General features: G+C 33.0%; 15 protein-coding genes. 8 read left to right on the top strand and 7 right to left on the bottom strand.

The features are described 5' to 3' along the window. Positions 1-47 precede the first annotated feature (47 nt). Positions 48-596: a hypothetical protein gene (locus ACYSNM_RS00940; protein ID WP_461755242.1), complete on the top strand. Its 549-nt coding sequence runs from the start codon at positions 48-50 to the stop codon at positions 594-596. Positions 597-653: 57 nt separating this feature from the next. On the opposite strand, the gene ACYSNM_RS00935 is transcribed toward ACYSNM_RS00940, so the two are convergent. Beyond that, positions 654-1,580: a GYDIA family GHMP kinase gene (locus ACYSNM_RS00935; protein WP_461755241.1), complete on the bottom strand. Its 927-nt coding sequence runs from the start codon at positions 1,578-1,580 to the stop codon at positions 654-656. A 4-nt stretch (positions 1,581-1,584) separates the two neighbouring features. After that, positions 1,585-2,901, bottom strand: a complete 1,317-nt coding sequence (locus tag ACYSNM_RS00930; protein WP_461755240.1) for a hydroxymethylglutaryl-CoA reductase, degradative — start codon at positions 2,899-2,901, stop codon at positions 1,585-1,587. 209 nt (positions 2,902-3,110) lie between these two features. On the opposite strand from ACYSNM_RS00930, the gene ACYSNM_RS00925 reads away from it, so the two are divergent. Genes ACYSNM_RS00925 through ACYSNM_RS00905 form a run of 5 tightly spaced genes read left to right on the top strand, consistent with a single transcriptional unit; the run spans position 3,111 to position 11,306 of the window. Next, positions 3,111-5,276, top strand: coding sequence for a S9 family peptidase (locus tag ACYSNM_RS00925; protein ID WP_461755430.1), 2,166 nt, complete (start codon positions 3,111-3,113; stop codon positions 5,274-5,276). Positions 5,277-5,336: 60 nt separating this feature from the next. After that, the gene (locus tag ACYSNM_RS00920) at positions 5,337-7,106 is read left to right on the top strand and encodes a peptide MFS transporter (protein WP_461755239.1); all 1,770 of its coding nucleotides are present in this window, start codon (positions 5,337-5,339) and stop codon (positions 7,104-7,106) included. A gap of 34 nt (positions 7,107-7,140) precedes the next feature. Continuing rightward, positions 7,141-8,676: a peptide MFS transporter gene (locus ACYSNM_RS00915; protein WP_461755238.1), complete on the top strand. Its 1,536-nt coding sequence runs from the start codon at positions 7,141-7,143 to the stop codon at positions 8,674-8,676. Positions 8,677-8,712: 36 nt separating this feature from the next. Then, on the top strand, positions 8,713-10,830 hold the full coding sequence (locus tag ACYSNM_RS00910; RefSeq protein WP_461755237.1) for a peptide MFS transporter: 2,118 nt from the start codon (positions 8,713-8,715) through the stop codon (positions 10,828-10,830). 23 nt (positions 10,831-10,853) lie between these two features. Then, positions 10,854-11,306, top strand: coding sequence for a thioredoxin family protein (locus tag ACYSNM_RS00905; RefSeq protein WP_461752656.1), 453 nt, complete (start codon positions 10,854-10,856; stop codon positions 11,304-11,306). A 79-nt stretch (positions 11,307-11,385) separates the two neighbouring features. Here the strand turns inward: ACYSNM_RS00905 and ACYSNM_RS00900 are convergent, their stop codons facing one another. The 4 genes from ACYSNM_RS00900 to surE are packed head-to-tail and all read right to left on the bottom strand — an operon-like array spanning position 11,386 to position 14,220. Further along, complete coding sequence (locus tag ACYSNM_RS00900; RefSeq protein ID WP_461755236.1) at positions 11,386-12,036, bottom strand: C40 family peptidase; 651 nt, start codon at positions 12,034-12,036, stop codon at positions 11,386-11,388. Positions 12,037-12,046: 10 nt separating this feature from the next. Continuing rightward, positions 12,047-13,171: a lipid-A-disaccharide synthase gene (gene lpxB, locus ACYSNM_RS00895; RefSeq protein WP_461755235.1), complete on the bottom strand. Its 1,125-nt coding sequence runs from the start codon at positions 13,169-13,171 to the stop codon at positions 12,047-12,049. Continuing rightward, the gene (locus tag ACYSNM_RS00890) at positions 13,172-13,450 is read right to left on the bottom strand and encodes a hypothetical protein (RefSeq protein WP_461755234.1); all 279 of its coding nucleotides are present in this window, start codon (positions 13,448-13,450) and stop codon (positions 13,172-13,174) included. Continuing rightward, a complete protein-coding gene (gene surE / locus ACYSNM_RS00885) occupies positions 13,450-14,220 on the bottom strand; it encodes a 5'/3'-nucleotidase SurE (RefSeq protein ID WP_461755233.1) in 771 nt (256 codons plus the stop codon). Before surE ends, ACYSNM_RS00890 begins: the two co-directional genes overlap by 1 nt. 178 nt (positions 14,221-14,398) lie before the next feature. Here surE and ACYSNM_RS00880 point away from each other — a divergent pair, with 178 nt between their 5' ends. Next, positions 14,399-16,681, top strand: a complete 2,283-nt coding sequence (locus ACYSNM_RS00880; RefSeq protein WP_461755232.1) for a carboxy terminal-processing peptidase — start codon at positions 14,399-14,401, stop codon at positions 16,679-16,681. An 8-nt stretch (positions 16,682-16,689) separates the two neighbouring features. Further along, a complete protein-coding gene (locus ACYSNM_RS00875) occupies positions 16,690-17,781 on the top strand; it encodes an ABC transporter permease (RefSeq protein ID WP_461755231.1) in 1,092 nt (363 codons plus the stop codon). Here the strand turns inward: ACYSNM_RS00875 and ACYSNM_RS00870 are convergent, their stop codons facing one another. After that, positions 17,782-18,573 carry a glycoside hydrolase family 25 protein gene (locus ACYSNM_RS00870; RefSeq protein ID WP_461755429.1) on the bottom strand — a complete coding sequence of 264 codons (792 nt, stop codon included), beginning with the start codon at positions 18,571-18,573 and terminating at the stop codon, positions 17,782-17,784. Between the last annotated feature and the right edge of the window lie 111 nt (positions 18,574-18,684).

The raw sequence follows: 18,684 nt of genomic DNA, 5'->3' as shown, positions 1-18,684 counted from the left end.
AGATACTTACTTACGATCGCATACGTATCATTGTTAATTATAAGAATATGAAAAAATTACCCTTTTTAGCTTTACTAGCGTTATTTACAATGTGTAAATCCGCTAAACACATTTCCAATAAAAAGGATTATTCGGTAAATAAGGAGGTTTTAAAAGAAAAAGACAAAAAACAAGATGAAGAGGAGGAATTGGAAGTTTTCGATTTGCCTGAATTCGCTCAAATTAGAGACGATTTTCGTTCTGTTTCAGAACCAACAAAGAACAACTATTTAGCGGGCATGCGTGCCACAGAGGATATGTATTCCGTTGTTATATTAACTCAAGGATATAAAGGAGAGAATATAAGCATTAAAAATAAGGACAAATCCTTTTTTAACGCCATGACAATGAGTGATTTATCTACAGGAATAGCAAAATCTATTCGAGTAGACAACACCAAAGACTTCATTGTAAAGGATAACTATACTAACGGCGAGGTTGTCATAGAGAACTCACTTGCTAAAAAGTTTAAGTTTATCTACATCATGAAAAACAACGCAAATAAAAAAACACCTTTTAAAGTAACTTTCAGCAATACTTTAAGACCAGTGAGATAAAATAAAAAGCGCTTCCCTTTTTTGGAAAGCGCTTTTTACATTTATATAGTTTTATTTCTATTCTAAAATAAAATCTTGATAAGGTATAACGGTAGTATACCCCTTTTCTATAAAATAAGAACTAGGATCGTTTTTACTTGCTACTAAAACAAAGTCTCCTCCCCAAGCGCCTAAGCTCTTTATTTGTCCACTAAAATCAGAAAACAAAGTTTCTTGCACACAGCTTTGATTAGTTAATTGAGAAATAATTTTCTCATGAGTAGCTATAAGTGAAATAAACTCCTCTACTACCTTACATTTACTAATTGTCTGTCCTATATGCTCTACCTCTTTAGCACTGCTTTCAAATAAAAACTTATTCTCTTTGAGAACTTCTCTATAATGAGCAATACCTTCTTTACTACATTGTTTTTGATTAAGATACACAAAGTATAAATCTTTTGTCAAACTTGAAGCAAGAGAAACAGATTCTATTACAGGGTTGTGTCCTTTTCTTGTAAAAAAAACAGGACCTTGTGCGTTGGCACAAGCAATATCATACCCACTACCTTTAAAAGATTTTTCTAAAAGTAAATAAGGATTTACTTTAAACCAAAGGGCTACATTGTTAATCCAAGTGGAAGAAGTTCCTAATCCCCATAAACGAGGGAAGCTTAAAAAGCATTTAACTTCAAATCCGCTCTGGCTATTTAATACATCCTTATTTAAAGTATGAGCTACTTGTAACACCTCAAACAAAGCAGTATAGAATCCACTTTGTGCATTTTTTGGGGTATTATTTAAAATATCGCAAACTTCAATACTTTCTTGCATCCAAAGCGAAGCATCGCTATCAAAACTACTCCACTTTATGATTGGTTGTTCTATAGGATTAACCTCCATAGTTTGTCCACTCTTACAAGGCAAAGCTAAAGATCTAACCCCATCTAAAACAAGATACTCTCCTGTTAATAATACTTTTGCATTACTATAGAACTTCTGCATAGTTTTACGAACGTAAATTTTCTAAAAAGTCAACAACAGCACTGTGCGTAACTACTTTATTTTCGAAATGTTCTAATACACATTTCTTTTCGTATTTATCTGCACCAAATTGATTTAGAATATTATTAAGGTGCATTTTCATATGTCCTTTCTGAATACCTGTTGTAGTCAAAGATTTCACAGCCGCAAAGTTTTGAGCCAACCCTGCTACTGCCATAATTTGCATTAATTCCTGTGCATTAGGATTCTCTAGCATTTGCAAGGCAACCTTCACCATTGGATGTAAAGAAGTAAGCCCCCCTACTGTTCCAACTGCTAAAGGTAAATCAATCCAAAAAGTAAATTCATCACCTTGAATACTAGCATGAGATAATCCACTATAGCGTCCATCTTTACTAGCATAAGCGTGCACTCCTGCCTCAATAGCTCTAAAATCATTTCCAGTAGCTAAAACAACCGCGTCCACACCATTCATTACTCCTTTATTATGAGTAACTGCTCTATATGGTTCAACTTCTGCAATGCGAATAGCTTGAATGAATTTTTCAGCAAACATATAAGGATCTTCTATATCACTAGAGCGCAATTCTTCTATTTTACAACTCACACTTGCTCTAACCACGCACTCTGGAACGTAATTAGACAAAATACTCATAATCACCTCTATGTCTTGTTGACTTGATGTAAATCCACTATATTCTAGGGCTTTTTGCTTTAAAGTAGAAGCAATTTGCTCTAAACAAGAGTTGATAAAGTTAGCTCCCATACTATCTTTAGTTTCAAAACTTACATGAAGCTGATAGTAATTAGGCATATCATGGGTTTTGTCTCTCAATTCTATGGATAGAATTCCACCCCCACGCTTTTGCATATTTTGTGTAATAGCAAGGGTATCTTTATAAAAATCCTCTTGGATACTCTCTACAAACTTCTCTAAAGCTTCTTTTTCTCCTTGAAAAATAAAGTGGACTTGTCCTATTTTTTTGGTCCCTAAAACTTCCGCTTTAAAGCCACCTCTTTTACTCCAGTATTTAGCTGCTTTAGATGCTGCTGCAACTACAGAGCTTTCTTCAATAACCATTGGTATAGTATGGTACTTCCCATTGATTAAAAAGTTTGGTGCAACACCAAAAGGCAAATAGAAATTAGTAATAGTATTTTCAATGAATTCATCATGGAGTTTCTGTAAATCTTTATCAGTATTCCAATATTTTTGTATTGTTTTTTCTACTTCACTAGAATCTTGAAAATAAGTCTTAGCTATCCAATTGATTTTCTCAAGCTTATCAAGTTTAGAAAAACCGTTAATATTACTTTGCATAAATTTCTATTTTTAAAGCACAAATATAACTTATTCTAAGTGAGATAAAAATTCTTATCTAAGCACAATTACCACTTAATGTCCCATTTATATGCAACTATTGCTTCTTATAGCTATCTTTTTATCCTTTTACTAGTTAATACCAAAAATAAATTGGGCTAAATCATATTTTTTGTTTAAAATTGACAGATTTTTCAATTATGACAACCATGAAATACGCTAACCTAACCTTATTATTGTGCATTATTTTGACCCAAATAGCTTTTGCACAGAAGAAAATCCAACAAGAAGAATTGTGGAATGGAACTTTTAGTTCAAAAGCAATGCAATCTGTTAATTCGATGAAAAACTCGAATAACTACACTCGTCTTGAACGTAATGGTAAAGACAACCAAGAAATCAACTTATATAGTTTCAAAACACTAGAAAAAGTTAAAACGTTGTTCTCTACCCAAGATCATCAACAAATTAGCTCTATTGCTTCTTATATTTTTGATGACAAAGAGCAACAAATCTTAATTGGAACTAACCCCACTTCAATTTACAGACACTCTACCTTAGCAGATTATTACCTATTTAATCCAAAGGATAACTCTTTCACAAAAATAGCAGACCACCAAATTTTACAACCAACTTTTTCTAAAGATGGAAATAAAATCGCTTATGCTTATAAAAACAATCTTTATATCTACGATATCTTAGATCAAAAAACCACTCAAATAACTACAGATGGTCAGTCTAATCATATCATTAATGGTATTTCAGATTGGGTATATGAAGAAGAGTTTGGAATAGTAAGAATGTTCGACTGGAGCAAAGATTCCGACAAAATTGCCTATGTGAAATTCGATGAATCTCAAGTTCCTGAGTATTCAATGGACATCTATGGAAAAGGATTATACCCAACACAACAAAAATTCAAATATCCAAAAGCAGGAGAGCAAAACTCTATCGTTTCTTTACATATTTATGACCTAAAAGATAAAGACACTAAAACAGTAGATTTAAGTGAGTTTAATGACTTCTATATTCCTCGCATAAAATGGACAAATGACAACCAATATCTAAGTGCACAAATCATAAACAGACATCAAAATGATTTGAAGGTATTTTTCATTGATGGAAACACTTTAGAGAAAAACTTAATTCTAAATGAAACAGATCCAGCATATGTAGATATACAAACAATCACTTTCCAAGACAATAATGATTTTGTATGGTTAAGTGAAAGAGATGGCTACAATCACCTTTACTACTATAATAAAGACGGTAAGTTAATCAATCAAATTACTCAAGGAGATTGGGAAGTATCCAACTACTATGGAGTAGATATGAAGAATAAAAAAGTATACTACCAATCTGTTGAAAATGGGCCTATTTATAGAGATATTTACTCTATTGGATTAGATGGTAAAAACAAAAAACAACTGTCGTCTGAAAAAGGTACTAACTCTGCTATTTTCAGTCCTGCATATGATTTATTTATCAACATACATTCTTCTACTACTTCAGCACCAAAATACACACTTAAACAAAGTAAAACAGCTAAAGTTGTAAAAGAGATTCTAAATAATGAAGAGCTAGAACAAAAGCTACAAGCCTATAATTTACCTGTGAAAGAATTCATTGAAATTCCTACTACTGACGGAGTAACATTAAATGCTTGGATGTTTAAACCTGCTGATTTTGACCCTACAAAACAATACCCTGTATTTATGTATCAATATAGTGGACCTGGTTCACAAAACGTTGCAAATAAATGGTATGACTCTAATGATTACTGGCATGCAATGCTTACCCAAAAAGGTTATATTGTAGTTACTGTTGACCCAAGAGGTACAGGTTATAGAGGGGCTGACTTCAAAAAAGTTACTCAAAATGAATTAGGTAAATACGAAGTAGAAGATCAAACAAATGCTGCAATTCACTTAGGAAACCTTCCTTATGTAGATGCAAGTAGAATTGGTATTTGGGGTTGGAGTTATGGAGGTTTTATGTCTTCTAACTGTTTACTTCAATCACCAGATGTGTTTAAATTAGCTATTGCTGTTGCCCCAGTAACTAACTGGAGATATTATGACACTATCTACACAGAAAGATATATGAAAACTCCACAAGAGAATCCATCAGGATATGATATGAACTCACCTGTTACATATGCGGAAAACTTAAAAGGTAGATACCTTTTAATTCACGGTTCGGCAGATGATAATGTTCACGTTCAAAATGCAATGTCCATGATTGAGGCTTTAGTGCAAGAAGGTAAAGATTTCGACTGGTTAATCTACCCAGACAAAGACCACGGAATCTATGGAGGTAAAACAAGATTACAATTATACAACAAGATGACAGATTTCGTTGTCAATAATTTATAATCCCCCCCCTTGTTCTCCAAAACAATTACATTACATAACCCAAAACAAACTAATTAAAAAATGGCAGTAGAAACTTCTACCAATGCAAGTCTTTTTGAATCAAAAGTATTAGGCCATCCTGCAGGTCTTTTCGTATTATTCTTCACAGAAATGTGGGAGCGATTTTCCTTCTATGGAATGCGCGTCTTATTAATTCAATTTTTAACAGCAAAAGTATTATTTGACAATGATCCTTTCTCCGGTTGGGGATGGAGCGCAGAACAAGCAGGTGCCTTATATGGTACTTATGCAATGCTTTTATACCTTACTCCTATTTTTGGAGGTATCATTGCTGACAAATACATTGGTTCAAGATGGGCTGTAATAGTAGGAGCAATTATTATGACTATAGGCCATGGTGCTATGGCTTTCGATGCTAAATTTATGTTCTTCATTGGACTAGCCTGTCTAGTACTAGGAACTGGTTTTTTTAAGCCAAACATGCCTTCCATGCTAGGAGAAATGTATAGATATTTACCAGAGAAAAAGGATTCTGCTTATACCATTTTTTACATGGGAGTAAACTCTGGTGCTTTCTTTGGAATGATGCTTTGTGGATACATTGCAGAAACCCAAGGTTGGCATTATGGTTTCACACTAGCAGGAATTTTTATGCTTTTAGGTACTATTCAATTCTGGTTAGCTAAACCTTTGTTTGGAAATGTAGGTGTATTAGAAAACACACAAACCCAAACTAAACCAACACCACAGGAGTTAAAGGAAATAGAAGAAACGAAAAACCCTTATACAGCGAAAGATTATATCTTGATAGCATTTGTTTCTATTATTGGATTATTATATGCTTTTAACGACCCTTTATCTAAAAATGGAGTAATCGATATATTTAAAGCTTTAGACACCCCATTTTTAAGAGGACAAAATATAGTTGGTATTTTAGCCTTAGTAGCATTTATATACTTAGTAGTTTCTAGAATTTTACGATATGGCTCTATTATTAGAGACCGCATGTTTGCCGTAATTATACTGGCATTCTTTGTAATGTTCTTCTTTATGAGTTTTGAACAAGGTGCTACTTCTTTAGTTCTTGTAGCTAGAGATTATGTTGATAGAGATCTTCAAGGAAATTCCTTAATAATTTTTAATGTGGTAAATACAGCCTTGACTATTATTCCACTTTTAATTATTTCTTGGGTTTTATTCCTACTTGCCAAAGCCACTTGGAAAAAAATAGCCTTATCTAACGTGATCCTTTTCATTTGTTTTATAGGTATTTGGTTATTGGCAATTTGGATGTTAAACAATGAGTTTTCTAGAGAGACTTCTCAAATTACAGTTTCTTGGTTTTCTATCTTGAACTCTTTCTTTATTATATCTTTAGCTTCAACAGTTTCTAAACTATGGGATTCTAAATACAATCCACCTGCAGCTTTTAAATATGGTTTCGGACTTATTTTAGTAGCCATTGGATTTTTAATTTTAGGCCTAGGATCTCATGGAATGGGTCCTGGCGTAAAAATGTCGATGATATTTTTAGTTTTAACATATCTATTCCATACATTAGGGGAATTATTTATTTCACCAGTTGGACTTTCATATGTTTCAAAACTTGTTCCAGCAAAAATGTTAGCCTTTATGTTTGGTATGTGGTACCTAGCTTTAGCAATTGCACAGAAATTTGCAGCTATTCTAGGAAGTCAAATCGAGGTAATTAAAGAGTCTTACTCTTTGAGTCACTTCTTTTTCTTATTCACTTTAATACCTGCTTTAGCTGGAGTTTTAGTTATATTATTAAATCCATTATTAAAAAAACTAATGCATGGGGTTCGTTAATCAAACCCCTTGCTTGTAATAACTACCCTTTTAAATGAGTCAAACACAAACATTAGAACAAATCCAAAATTTCTCTGGAAAGTATCCAAAGCAAATTTGGAGTTTATTCTTCTCAGAAATGTGGGAGCGTTTTTGCTTCTATGGTATGAGAGGTATGTTGGTATTCTTTATGATTTACCAATTGGATTTTGCAGAAGAGCAAGCCAATTTACAGTATGGTTCCACCCAAGCATTTGTTTACGCGTTTACCTTCTTAGGAGGTATTTTCGCAGACAAAATTTTAGGTTTTAGAAAATCTCTATTCTGGGGAGGTCTACTTATGATTGTTGGTAGCTTAATTTTAGCTTATGATCCGAAAACTTTTTTCTTTACTGGAATAGCCTTTACAGTAATTGGAACAGGTTTCTTTAAGCCAAATATTTCTACAATGGTAGGTAAGCTATATAAAAAAGGAGATGGTCGTACAGATGCTGGTTTCTCTTTGTTTTATGCAGGGATTAACCTAGGTGCACTAATTGGTGGATATGTATGTATCGCTATTGGAAAAGGGCACTTATTTGAAACTTATATTCCATCCGATAAAACTTGGAATGTTGCCTTTGGTTTAGCAGCATTGGTAATGATTATTAGTTTAATAAACTTTGTTTTAACTAAAAAATCATTAGGTCCTATTGGTTTACAACCTATGCAAATCGATAAAGATGGTAAAGAAACTAAAATGCCTTTATGGAAAGAAATAGCTACTTACATAGCTACATTTGCAATGATTCCATTGGTAGTTTTAATGATTGACAATACCGAGTACACCAATTATTTCATGATAATAGTAGGTCCTTTAGCTCTACTTTACTTATTCTATGAAATGACAAAGCTAACGCCAAGTGAAAGAAAGAAAATTATTGCTGCATTAATCTTTATTGTTTTCTCTATTTTGTTTTTTGGTATCTACGAGCAAGCAGGAGGGTCACTTAGTATCTTCGCTTCAAAAAACCTAGATGCTAATCTTTTAGGTATGCACTTAGATCCAAACGGAGTAAATAATTCAGGTGGAGCATTCTTTATTATTTTCATAGCGCCTGTATTAGGTCTATTATGGATTTACTTACATAAAAAAGGAATTGAGCCAAATACAATTATAAAATTTGGTCTTGGATTCTTACTTTTAGGAGCTGGGTACTATGCTTTATTTGCAACAAAATTCTTTGCAACTCTACAGGGAATAACTTCTTTAGATTTCTTTACACTAGCCTTATTAATCATTACTCTAGGAGAGCTTTGTTTATCGCCAATTGGACTGTCTATTATGACAAAATTATCCACGGCTAATCTACAAGGAATGATGATGGGAATGTGGTTTTTAGCTAGTGCATATGGTCAATATGTTGCAGGGCTTTTAGGAGCTGCAATGAGTAAAAATGCAGTAGAATCAACTGGAGGAGATCCCAATTATGATGCTTTAATTGCATTTACAAATGGATACAAAGAGTTAGGGTTATATGCAGTAATAGCAGGAGTGATCCTAATTGCGCTTTCCCCATTTATTAAAAAATTAATGCAAGAGGTGAAGTAATTCACCTTTTGTTTTCAAATACTTACACTTATTAACATGGAAAAAAGCATCGGAGCAAATCCAAATTTTTTTGACACAAAAGTACTAGGACACCCTTCAGGGCTGTTTGTATTGTTTTTCACAGAAATGTGGGAAAGGTTCTCCTTTTACGGAATGAGAGTACTTTTGATTCAATTCTTAACAATGTCAGTTATTGGACTTAACCCTGGATGGGAAATGTCTACCGTAGATGCAGGTTCTATTTTTGCAACCTATGCAATGCTACTATATATTACTCCTATTTTTGGTGGTATAATTGCCGATAAATATATAGGTTATAGATGGGCCGTTTTAATCGGTTCCTTATTAATGACCTTAGGTCATGCTTCTATGACTTTAGAGTCACCTTTTTACATGTATTTAGGTCTAGCTCTACTAGTTGCTGGAACAGGTTTCTTTAAACCCAATATGACTTCTATCCTTTCGGAAATGTACAAGTCTTTCCCAGAAAAGAAAGATGGAGCTTATACTATTTTCTACATGGGGGTAAACACAGGTGCTTTCTTTGGAATGATGCTTTGTGGATATTTAGGAGAAAAGATTGGTTGGCATTATGGATTTGGTTTAGCTGGTATTTTCATGTTACTAGGAACATTACAATTCTGGTTAGCAAAACCAATTTTTGGAAATATTGGAGATATTCCAAGTAAACAAAAACAAGAAGAAGAGCAACAACAAGAACAAATACAAACTACACAAGGTGGTACTCAACCTGAAAAAGAGGTAGAGAAACCGAATCCTTTTACTACAACAGATTACATCTTAATTGTATTAACTACCATAATAGGGTTCTTATATGCCTTTGATGATCCTTTTAGGGTTATTGGTGGTTTCGGATTATTCCCAGATACTATCTTAGGTATTGATGGTAAGACAGTAGGAATTGCCTTTGGCCTTGTAATTTTCTTATATTTAATTATTTCGAGAATCGTTCGTTATACTAAAATAGTCAGAGATAGAATGATTGCTGTAATTATTTTTGCATTCTTTACTATTTTCTTCTGGATGAGTTTTGAGCAAGGAGCAACTTCTTTAGTAATTTTTGCCAGAGATAATACCCAAAGAATTTTATCTGGTAATTTAGCTACAACCTTCAATATCTTTAATCTTTTATTGACTATTGTACCGTTGTTAATAGTAAGCTACGTACTTATTTTATTAGCTAAACAAACTTATAAAAAAGCACTTTTATCCAATGTAATTCTTGCTATTACTTTTATCGGAGTTTGGGCAGCTGCTATATGGATGCTTAACCGTGACTGGTCATCTCATACTTATGAAATATCTTATAGAGCAATCCAATCACCAGTGATGGACAAATCAGGTGAGCACCAAAAAAGTGAGCACGGAGACCTAATTTATCACTACCAACCAGTTAGTGAAAACTATGTCGCTACAACAGGAGAAACAGTTGTTACTCATCATGCAATAGTTGCTAATGAACAATTATTAGAAAAGGGAGCACCTGTTATTATGTATGAAGAATTAGGTAAATACCATATCATTGATAATTCTCAGCACCATAAACTAACACAAGACTATGCTAAGTATGATAAAGTACCAGAAATTGTTCAAGGTACTATCGTAAGTACAAAAGACAATCAAGTAGAAATAACTGCTTCATGGTTCTCTATTTTGAACTCGTTCTTTATCATCGCATTTGCTTCTTTAGTTTCTAAATTATGGGACTCTAAATACAATCCGCCTGCTGCTGTTAAATACGGTTTAGGGCTAATTATTATGGCTTTAGGATTTGGTATATTAGCTTATGGATCTCATGGTATTACTGAGGATACAAGAGTTTCTATGCTGTGGTTAGTATTTGCTTACTTAATGCATACTCTAGGAGAATTATTCTCTTCACCAGTTGGTTTATCTTATGTTTCTAAATTAGTTCCTGCACGAATGATTGCACTAATGTTCGGAATGTGGTATCTTGCCATCGCAATTGGAAATAACTTAGCAGCTAAATTAGGAGGGCAAATTGAAGTAATTACACAACAGTATTCACTTTCCACTTTCTTCTTAATCTTTACAATAGTACCAATAGTTGCAGGTATTTTAGTAATTGCATTAAATCCTGTACTTAAGAAATTAATGCACGGAGTAAAATAATTGGTAATTTAAAATTAAATACTATGAGAAAAATATTTTTATTTTTAGCAGTATCTCTTCTTTCTTTAGGAGCATATGCTCAAGAGATTAACTGGATGACTTTTGACCAAGCAGTGGAAGCTCAAAAGAAAAACGGTAAACCAATTTTCATGGATGCTTATACAGCATGGTGTGGACCTTGTAAAATGTTAGATAAGAATACCTTTAGTGACCCAGCTATTGTTGAATTAATTAATACAAAGTATAATGCAGTAAAATTTGATGCTGAAGGTACAGAGACAATTAATTACAAAGGACAACAGTACACTAATCCAAATTATGATGCAAATCGCAAAGGAAGAAATGCTACGCATGAATTCACTAAGTTTTTAAATATCCCTGGTTACCCTTCTATGGTAATTTTAGGAAATGATTTAAATGTAAGTGAAGTTATTGTCGGGTATAAAACTCCTACAGAATTAGCACCAAAATTATAATATATATTCCCATAAAAAAGGGCTATCTCGATGAGATAGCCCTTTTTTTATATCTTATTTCGAAATAATCCCACAAGGATTAAATACTATATTTATCTAAAACTCGATTGATTTGAACAAATCTATTATGGTAGTAATTTTCTTTAGTAGAAGAAACAATTACTCCTCTGGTTGTAGAGGAATGAATAAATTTGATTTCATCTTGAGATACTTCTGTAATAATACCTACATGATTAATACGGCTTCCCTTAGTCTTAAAGAAAATAAGATCTCCTTTCTGAGCATCTACCTTTTTAACCTGTTCCCCTACCTTAGCCATATCTAAAGAACGTCTAGGTAAATCTATACTAGCTTGAGAAAAAGCATTTAAAACTAATCCAGAGCAGTCAATTCCATTTTCTGTTGTACCACCATAACGGTAGCGTACACCGTAGAAATCAAAAGCAGAATTTATAATTTGACTAGAAACAAAAGAAAGCTCTACTTCTCTTTGATCCATTTGTGACATAAACTCCTCTAAAAGGCTATCTAATTGTTCTTGCAGCTCTTTATCCTGGTCTTTACTCTGGGTTAAAACAGTTATCTTCTTAGGATCATTATAAGACGATTCTAACTTCTCTATTTTAAAATTATCTAACTGCTCCAAATTACCATTTGCTGCATTTACACTACCAATAGTTAAACCTGTAGTGCATAGAAAGCCGACTGCTAAACCAATTAAATTTGCCATAAATTAAAGTTTATTTATCCGTAATAGTACTGTTTTCAATTATCTTCAAAGCAGTTATCTCACTAGCTCCACTTCCCCCTAACTTATTAATCAATTGATCATACTCTGCTAATAAGTTAGTTCTATAAGGTGTTTGAAGAATTTTATCTAACTCTTTTTTTATCCTATTTGGATTACAATCTTTCTGAATTAATTCCACAACTAATTCTTTATCCATGATAAGATTCACTAAAGATATAAATTTCAAAGTAATTATTCGCTTAGCAATCTGAAAAGAAATTTCATTTCCTTTATATAAAACTACTTGAGGCACTCTAAAAAGAGCTGTTTCAAGTGTGGCAGTCCCACTAGTTACAAGGGCTGCGTAAGCTTGATTGAGTAAAGCATAGGTCTGATTAAAGACAACTGTAATATTTGAATTTTTTATAAAATTAGCGTAAAATTCTTTATTTTGCCCTGGAGCACCCGCTATAACAAACTGATACTGAGGGTAAAATTCAACTACTGCCAACATTTGTTCGAGTAGCTTACTAATCTCTTGTTTTCTACTTCCTGGTAATAAAGCTATAATAGGCCTATCATCTAAATTGTTTTCTTTTCTGAAATCACCTTTATAATTAATCTTATAATTATCGATAGCATCGATTAATGGGTGTCCCACAAAAGTAACTGGGAAGTTATGTTTAACTTGGTAAAAATCTTTTTCAAAAGGTAGGATTACATACATATAATCCACATCTCTTTTAATGGCTTTAATCCTATTTTCTTTCCACGCCCAAATTTGAGGAGAAATATAGTAATGGGTAGGTATACCTAATTGCTTTGCCCATTTTGCAATACGCATATTAAATCCAGGGTAATCAATAAATATTAACACATCTGGTTTGAATTCTAATATATCTTTTTTACAAAAAGATATATTTTTCAAAATAGTACCTAAGTTTTGAATCACTTCAATAAAACCCATAAATGCCAAATCCTTATAATGCTTAACTAATTGAGCACCTTGATCTTGCATTAAGTCACCTCCCCAGGCACGGATTACCGCACTAGAATCATTTTTCTTGATAGCCTTAATTAAATTCGAGCCGTGTAAGTCTCCAGAAGCCTCTCCTGCTATAATGTAATACCTCATCTAAAATACTAGGGTTACAATGGTTAAAATTATAACGGCTAAAATACAGCCATTGGCGTAATTATCTAACTTTTTATTTATAAAAACACTAAATAATAATAAATTACAAATAGACCCAATTGCAATTACCTTGCCAAGCATTTTTGCTTTGACAATAAATTCAAAATCTAAAAAAAAGTCAAAATGAGTGAAAACCCTTAAATAGAGTTCACTCCCTATAATAGTTACTAGTAAAGCACTAAAAAAACCTATAAGTAGTTGATTAATTTTTGATTTCATTATAAATCCCAATCATTTAAACGATTAATACTATGGTAAGCAGTTAAATCAAAATGTACAGGAACAACAGAGATATATCCATTGTGTAAAGCCCATTCATCGGTATCTTCCCCTTTATCGAAATTTACAAACTCTCCCTTTAACCAGTAATATTCCTTTCCATGTGGAGAAACCCTTTTATCAAATTCTTCATTCCAAGTAGCCTTTGCTTGTCGACAAACTTTAACTCCTTTTATTTCTTGGGTTAATAATTTAGGGAAGTTTACATTTAAAACTACATCAGTAGGAATACCATTTTCCAGTGCTTTTTGGGTTATATTCTTTATAAAAGGTTTGATTTGATCAAAATCAGCGTCCCAGCTAAAGTCTAATAAAGAAAAACCAATAGCAGGTATTCCACTCATTCCAGCTTCCAGTGCTGCACTCATCGTACCCGAATAAATAACATTAATGGAGGAGTTGGATCCGTGATTAACCCCTGAAACACATAAATCAGGTTTACGATCTAAAATCTGACTTAAAGCAATCTTTACACAATCCACTGGTGTCCCAGAACAAGCGTACTCTACCTCTATGTCCTTATCGATATCTACTTTTTCTAAAGTCAATGTATCATTTAAAGTCATTGCATGTCCCATTCCTGACTGAGCTTTATCTGGTGCTACAACAACAACTTCCCCAAGCTCTTTCATTACCTCAATAAGTGCTCTCATCCCAGGAGCTGTAATTCCATCGTCGTTTGTAACTAATATTAGTGGTTTTTTCTTCATCTTTATATTTTTAACTCAAGCAAATTTACTAATTATAACTTTAGCATAATTCACTTTAAAAGCTTTCTATAGCCAAGTTAACCTCTAGTGGAACAAAAACATATCTCTTTAACAAATAATTATCTCCTATTGCATCTATATCTTTGCTTTTTTAATTACTTTAGATGAAAACTATTTAATGAATACTATTTGGCTGTTTATGAAAAAGAATTTTAAAGTTATATTACTTCTCTTAGGAGTATCGGCAGTGCTATGGAGTTTTATGCCGAAAGATCCGAAAGATAGTCCTGAAAAAGACCAATTATTACTAGAGTTAGTAACTTATCTTTTAGAGCAAACACATTATGACCCTGCAAAAATAGACGATGAATTCTCACAAAACGTATATAAATCCTACTTAGAAGCAATCGATCCTATGAAGAGATATCTACTTCAATCCGACGTAGACGAATTTGCTGTATATGAACTTTTAATTGACGATATGATTCAATTAAAGGATTTATCTTTTTTTGATTTAACTCAAAAACGTATCGAACAAAGAATGGCTGAATCGGAACAGATTTACCAAGAGGTTTTAGCTACGCCATTTGACTTTACTATTGATGAAGAATTTGATGCAGATTATGAAAATTTAGCCTTTGCTAAGGACCGCGAGGAATTAAAGCAAAGATGGGCTAGACAACTTAAGTTAAATGCTTTATCTACTATTACAGATAACCTTAAAATACAGGAAAAAAGACAAAAAGAACAAGATGCTGAGTCAGAAACTACGCAAGAACAAGAAATCATAGAGGTTGACACACCAGAACAAGAAGCAATTTTTGTAGATAGTGAGGATACTAGCGTGCAAAACGACTCTTTAAAAGCAAAACCAATAGAAATTAAATCTTTTGAGCAATTAGAAATAGACGCCAGAGAATCTATTGGAAAATCACTTGCAGAATACTTTGATGCAATGAAAGATTTGGAGCGAAAAGATTGGTTTACTGTATACATCAACTCTATCATGGAGCAATATGACCCACATACCTTATATTTCGCACCAGAGGACAAAGATCGATTTGATGCAAGCATTAGCGGAAACTTTGAAGGAATTGGAGCGGTATTACGCAAAAAAGCAGAAGGTGTTGAAATCAACGAACTTGTTACTGGAGGTCCAGCTTGGAAAGGTAAAGAAATCGAAGTGGGAGACATTATCTTAAAAGTAGCCCAAAATAAAAATGAAGAACCTACCGATATCGTTGGAGTTAGATTAGATGATGTAGTAAAACAGATTAAAGGTAAAAAAGGAACAACGGTTTACTTAACGATTAAAAAAATAGATGGAACTATTAAAGTAGTGCCTATTATGCGTGAAGTAGTTGAAATGGAAGAAACCTATGCTAAGAGTTCTATCATTGAAGATAAAGGTAGAAAATATGGAATTATTCACTTACCTAAATTCTACATTGATTTTGAAAACAAAGACAGGAGAAATGCCTTTACAGATGTTCAAAAAGAAATAATAGAATTAAAAGAACAAGGTATTGACGGAATAATCATGGACCTTAGAAACAACGGTGGTGGTTCTTTATCTACTGTTGTTGATATGGTGGGATTATTTGCCAAACCAGGGCCAGTGGTACAAGTAAAAGCCTCTCGTGGCAAGCAACAAGTTTTAGATGATAAACGCACTGAAATTGTTTGGGATGGTCCACTAGTAGTTTTAGTAAATAACTTCTCAGCATCAGCTTCAGAAATTTTCGCTGCCGCAATACAAGATTATAACAGAGGGATTGTTATTGGAAGTAAGCACACCTATGGTAAAGGAACAGTTCAAAACCTTATTGACTTAAATGATCTATTAAAAAAACAACCATATGGGGATTTAGGAGCTCTAAAAGTAACCTTACAAAAGTTCTATAGAATTAATGGAGGTTCCACTCAAAAAGAAGGAGTTCTAAGTGATATTGTACTTCCAGATCGCTATTCTTATATTGATATGGGAGAAAGAGATTTACAAAATGCAATGCCTTGGGATAAAATCGAGCGTGCTGCCTACGTACCTTATAATTACGACTTCTCTTCTGTTATCGATAAGAGTAAAAAACGTATCTTGGATAATGCACAATTCAATTTAATTGATGAAAATGCACAATGGATTAATCAAAGAAAAGATGAAAAGACTTTCTCATTAAACTTAGATAAATTCCAAGAAAAACAAAAAGAAATAGAAGAGATCACTAAAAAATTCAAACCTATTTCTGAATATAAAAACTCTCTTAATTTCGCTTCATTACCAAGTGAAATGATTAGAGTAGAAGAAGATTCCTTAATTAAATTAAAAAGAGATAGATGGCATGAAATGCTAAAATCAGATGTTTATGTAGAAGAAGGAATTAATATATTAAAAGACTTACAGTCTCAAAAGACTCCTAGTAGCATGAAAAAAATAGATGCTCAGTTGAATTATACCCATTAAACTAAATAATGATTTCAAATAGAAATTCACATAACAGACTAGCGCTCCAAAAATTCAAATCAAATTTTTGGGGCGTTTTGTCTTTTTGGATAATCATCCTATTATTTATACTTTCTTTAGGTGCTTTTTTTATCATACCAGATAAGAGTAAAAATGCAAATAGTGGTGATTTAGCCCTACACTCCAAATCACCTGGATTTAGTGTTAAGCAAATTATATTACCTCAACAAAGTAATGCTAGTGTTAAGGACTATTTTATTGGACGTACTAATTATGTTTCTCCAATTAGTATTGACACTTTCTTTATAGATAAAAACAATATCTACTACCAACGCTTCTCCAACGGGATTCAAAGAACAGAAATGGATTCTATCTCACTAGATCTATGGCCTGCTAACACGCCTTTAAATAAAATAATAAAAGACAAAACTTTTTATCTGGGAACAGATAATCAAGGAAGAGATTTTTTAAGTCGTTTAGTTTTAGGTTCAAGAGTTTCTTTAAGCATTGGATTTGTTGCAGTGAGTATTTCTTTACTAATTGGTATTACCCTAGGAAGCATAGCAGGTTATTATGGAGGGAAAATCGATGCGTTTATTTTATGGATTATCAATATATTCTGGACAATACCAACACTTTTATTAGTAATTGCTATAACCCTAGCTCTAGGAAAGGGGTTTTGGCAAGTCTTCATAGCAGTTGGGTTAACCATGTGGGTAGAAGTTGCACGTGTAATTAGAGGGCAAATAATAAGCATTAAACGCCAACAATATGTCATTGCGGCAAAAGCTCTTGGTTATAGTGATTTGCGTATTATGTCCAAACATATTTTGCCCAATACCCTAAGCCCTATTATTGTGATATGTGCAGCAAACTTTGCCTCAGCAATACTTATGGAAAGTGGTCTAAGTTTTTTAGGACTAGGTACTCAAATACCTACCCCTAGTTGGGGAGCTATGATTAAAGAAAATTATAATTACATTCTAGTAGGGAAAGCCTATTTAGCCCTATTCCCAGGCTTTGCAATGTTTTTGGTAGTAGTTAGCTTTATGATGATAGGAAATGCTCTAAGAGACGCCTTGGATGTAAAAAGCAAATAATTACTTGATGAGCATTGTTCTGATTTGTGTCTTATTTCCTTGATAAATATTTAAATCTACTTTGGTATCAATTCCTGGGATTATTCCCTTTTCACTAAATTGCCAGAAATGCCAATCTGGTTTAATTTCCTCTACAAAAAAATTGTAATTAGCGATCCATAAAATATGGTCTGGGAACCATTTTTTTAAATTTTTCGTGTAATAATGTTCACCGGAATACAGAATAGGTTTCACTTTATAATGTTTCTCTACAGTGGCAATCCACCTTTGTAAACCACTTCGTAAAGAGTCCATACTTTGATTTTTTGGTAAATCTTCTATATCTAAAACAGGAGGTAAATCTCCTTCACTTAATTTAACGTTCTTAATGAAATTATTGGCTTGTTGCAAAGAATTTTCATCCGGACGGTAATAATGATATGCACCTCGAATAAAGTGATTACTCCTTGCCCCTTTCCAATTTAACTTAAAAGCCTTATCCACTCCATCCACTCCCATTGTAGCACGAATGAATACAAACTCTAAAGGCTTCAAAGAAGCGATAGAATCAATACTTGGCCAGTCTATTACTCCTTGGTAATGGGAAACATCAAATCCTACCATCATTTCTTGATGTCTAGATAGCACCTCAACGGTCCTTACATCATAGAGACTTTTATGGCCACCTCCTTTGGAATTATCTTGTAATATGTATTGAATTCCTTCCTTGAAATGAATTCCAAACCAAATACCAATACCCAATAATCCCACAATTATACTAATCCACTTTATTCTATTTAAATAAAGCTTCATACTAGTGGGCTTCTTTGGAGCCACTTTTTTTCTAGGACTTTTTCTTGTTGTTTTCTTAACCGTAGTGGAAGTAGTTTTTCTAGGCGCTTTGCGTATCTTCTTTATTGCTGA

Source organism: Myroides sp. LJL116, assembly GCF_054871685.1.
Note: the sequence above shows the minus strand (reverse complement) of the source record. Positions and strands in the feature narration are given on the sequence as shown.

What these genes read in the sequence shown, in the direction of transcription:
- ACYSNM_RS00940 (WP_461755242.1), top strand. Translation starts at nt 48, where the DNA reads ATGAAAAAATTACCCTTTTTAGCTTTACTAGCGTTATTTACAATGTGT.
- ACYSNM_RS00935 (WP_461755241.1), bottom strand. Translation starts at nt 1,580, where the DNA reads ATGCAGAAGTTCTATAGTAATGCAAAAGTATTATTAACAGGAGAGTAT.
- ACYSNM_RS00930 (WP_461755240.1), bottom strand. Translation starts at nt 2,901, where the DNA reads ATGCAAAGTAATATTAACGGTTTTTCTAAACTTGATAAGCTTGAGAAA.
- ACYSNM_RS00925 (WP_461755430.1), top strand. Translation starts at nt 3,111, where the DNA reads ATGAAATACGCTAACCTAACCTTATTATTGTGCATTATTTTGACCCAA.
- ACYSNM_RS00920 (WP_461755239.1), top strand. Translation starts at nt 5,337, where the DNA reads ATGGCAGTAGAAACTTCTACCAATGCAAGTCTTTTTGAATCAAAAGTA.
- ACYSNM_RS00915 (WP_461755238.1), top strand. Translation starts at nt 7,141, where the DNA reads ATGAGTCAAACACAAACATTAGAACAAATCCAAAATTTCTCTGGAAAG.
- ACYSNM_RS00910 (WP_461755237.1), top strand. Translation starts at nt 8,713, where the DNA reads ATGGAAAAAAGCATCGGAGCAAATCCAAATTTTTTTGACACAAAAGTA.
- ACYSNM_RS00905 (WP_461752656.1), top strand. Translation starts at nt 10,854, where the DNA reads ATGAGAAAAATATTTTTATTTTTAGCAGTATCTCTTCTTTCTTTAGGA.
- ACYSNM_RS00900 (WP_461755236.1), bottom strand. Translation starts at nt 12,036, where the DNA reads ATGGCAAATTTAATTGGTTTAGCAGTCGGCTTTCTATGCACTACAGGT.
- lpxB (WP_461755235.1), bottom strand. Translation starts at nt 13,171, where the DNA reads ATGAGGTATTACATTATAGCAGGAGAGGCTTCTGGAGACTTACACGGC.
- ACYSNM_RS00890 (WP_461755234.1), bottom strand. Translation starts at nt 13,450, where the DNA reads ATGAAATCAAAAATTAATCAACTACTTATAGGTTTTTTTAGTGCTTTA.
- surE (WP_461755233.1), bottom strand. Translation starts at nt 14,220, where the DNA reads ATGAAGAAAAAACCACTAATATTAGTTACAAACGACGATGGAATTACA.
- ACYSNM_RS00880 (WP_461755232.1), top strand. Translation starts at nt 14,399, where the DNA reads ATGAATACTATTTGGCTGTTTATGAAAAAGAATTTTAAAGTTATATTA.
- ACYSNM_RS00875 (WP_461755231.1), top strand. Translation starts at nt 16,690, where the DNA reads ATGATTTCAAATAGAAATTCACATAACAGACTAGCGCTCCAAAAATTC.
- ACYSNM_RS00870 (WP_461755429.1), bottom strand. Translation starts at nt 18,573, where the DNA reads ATGAAGCTTTATTTAAATAGAATAAAGTGGATTAGTATAATTGTGGGA.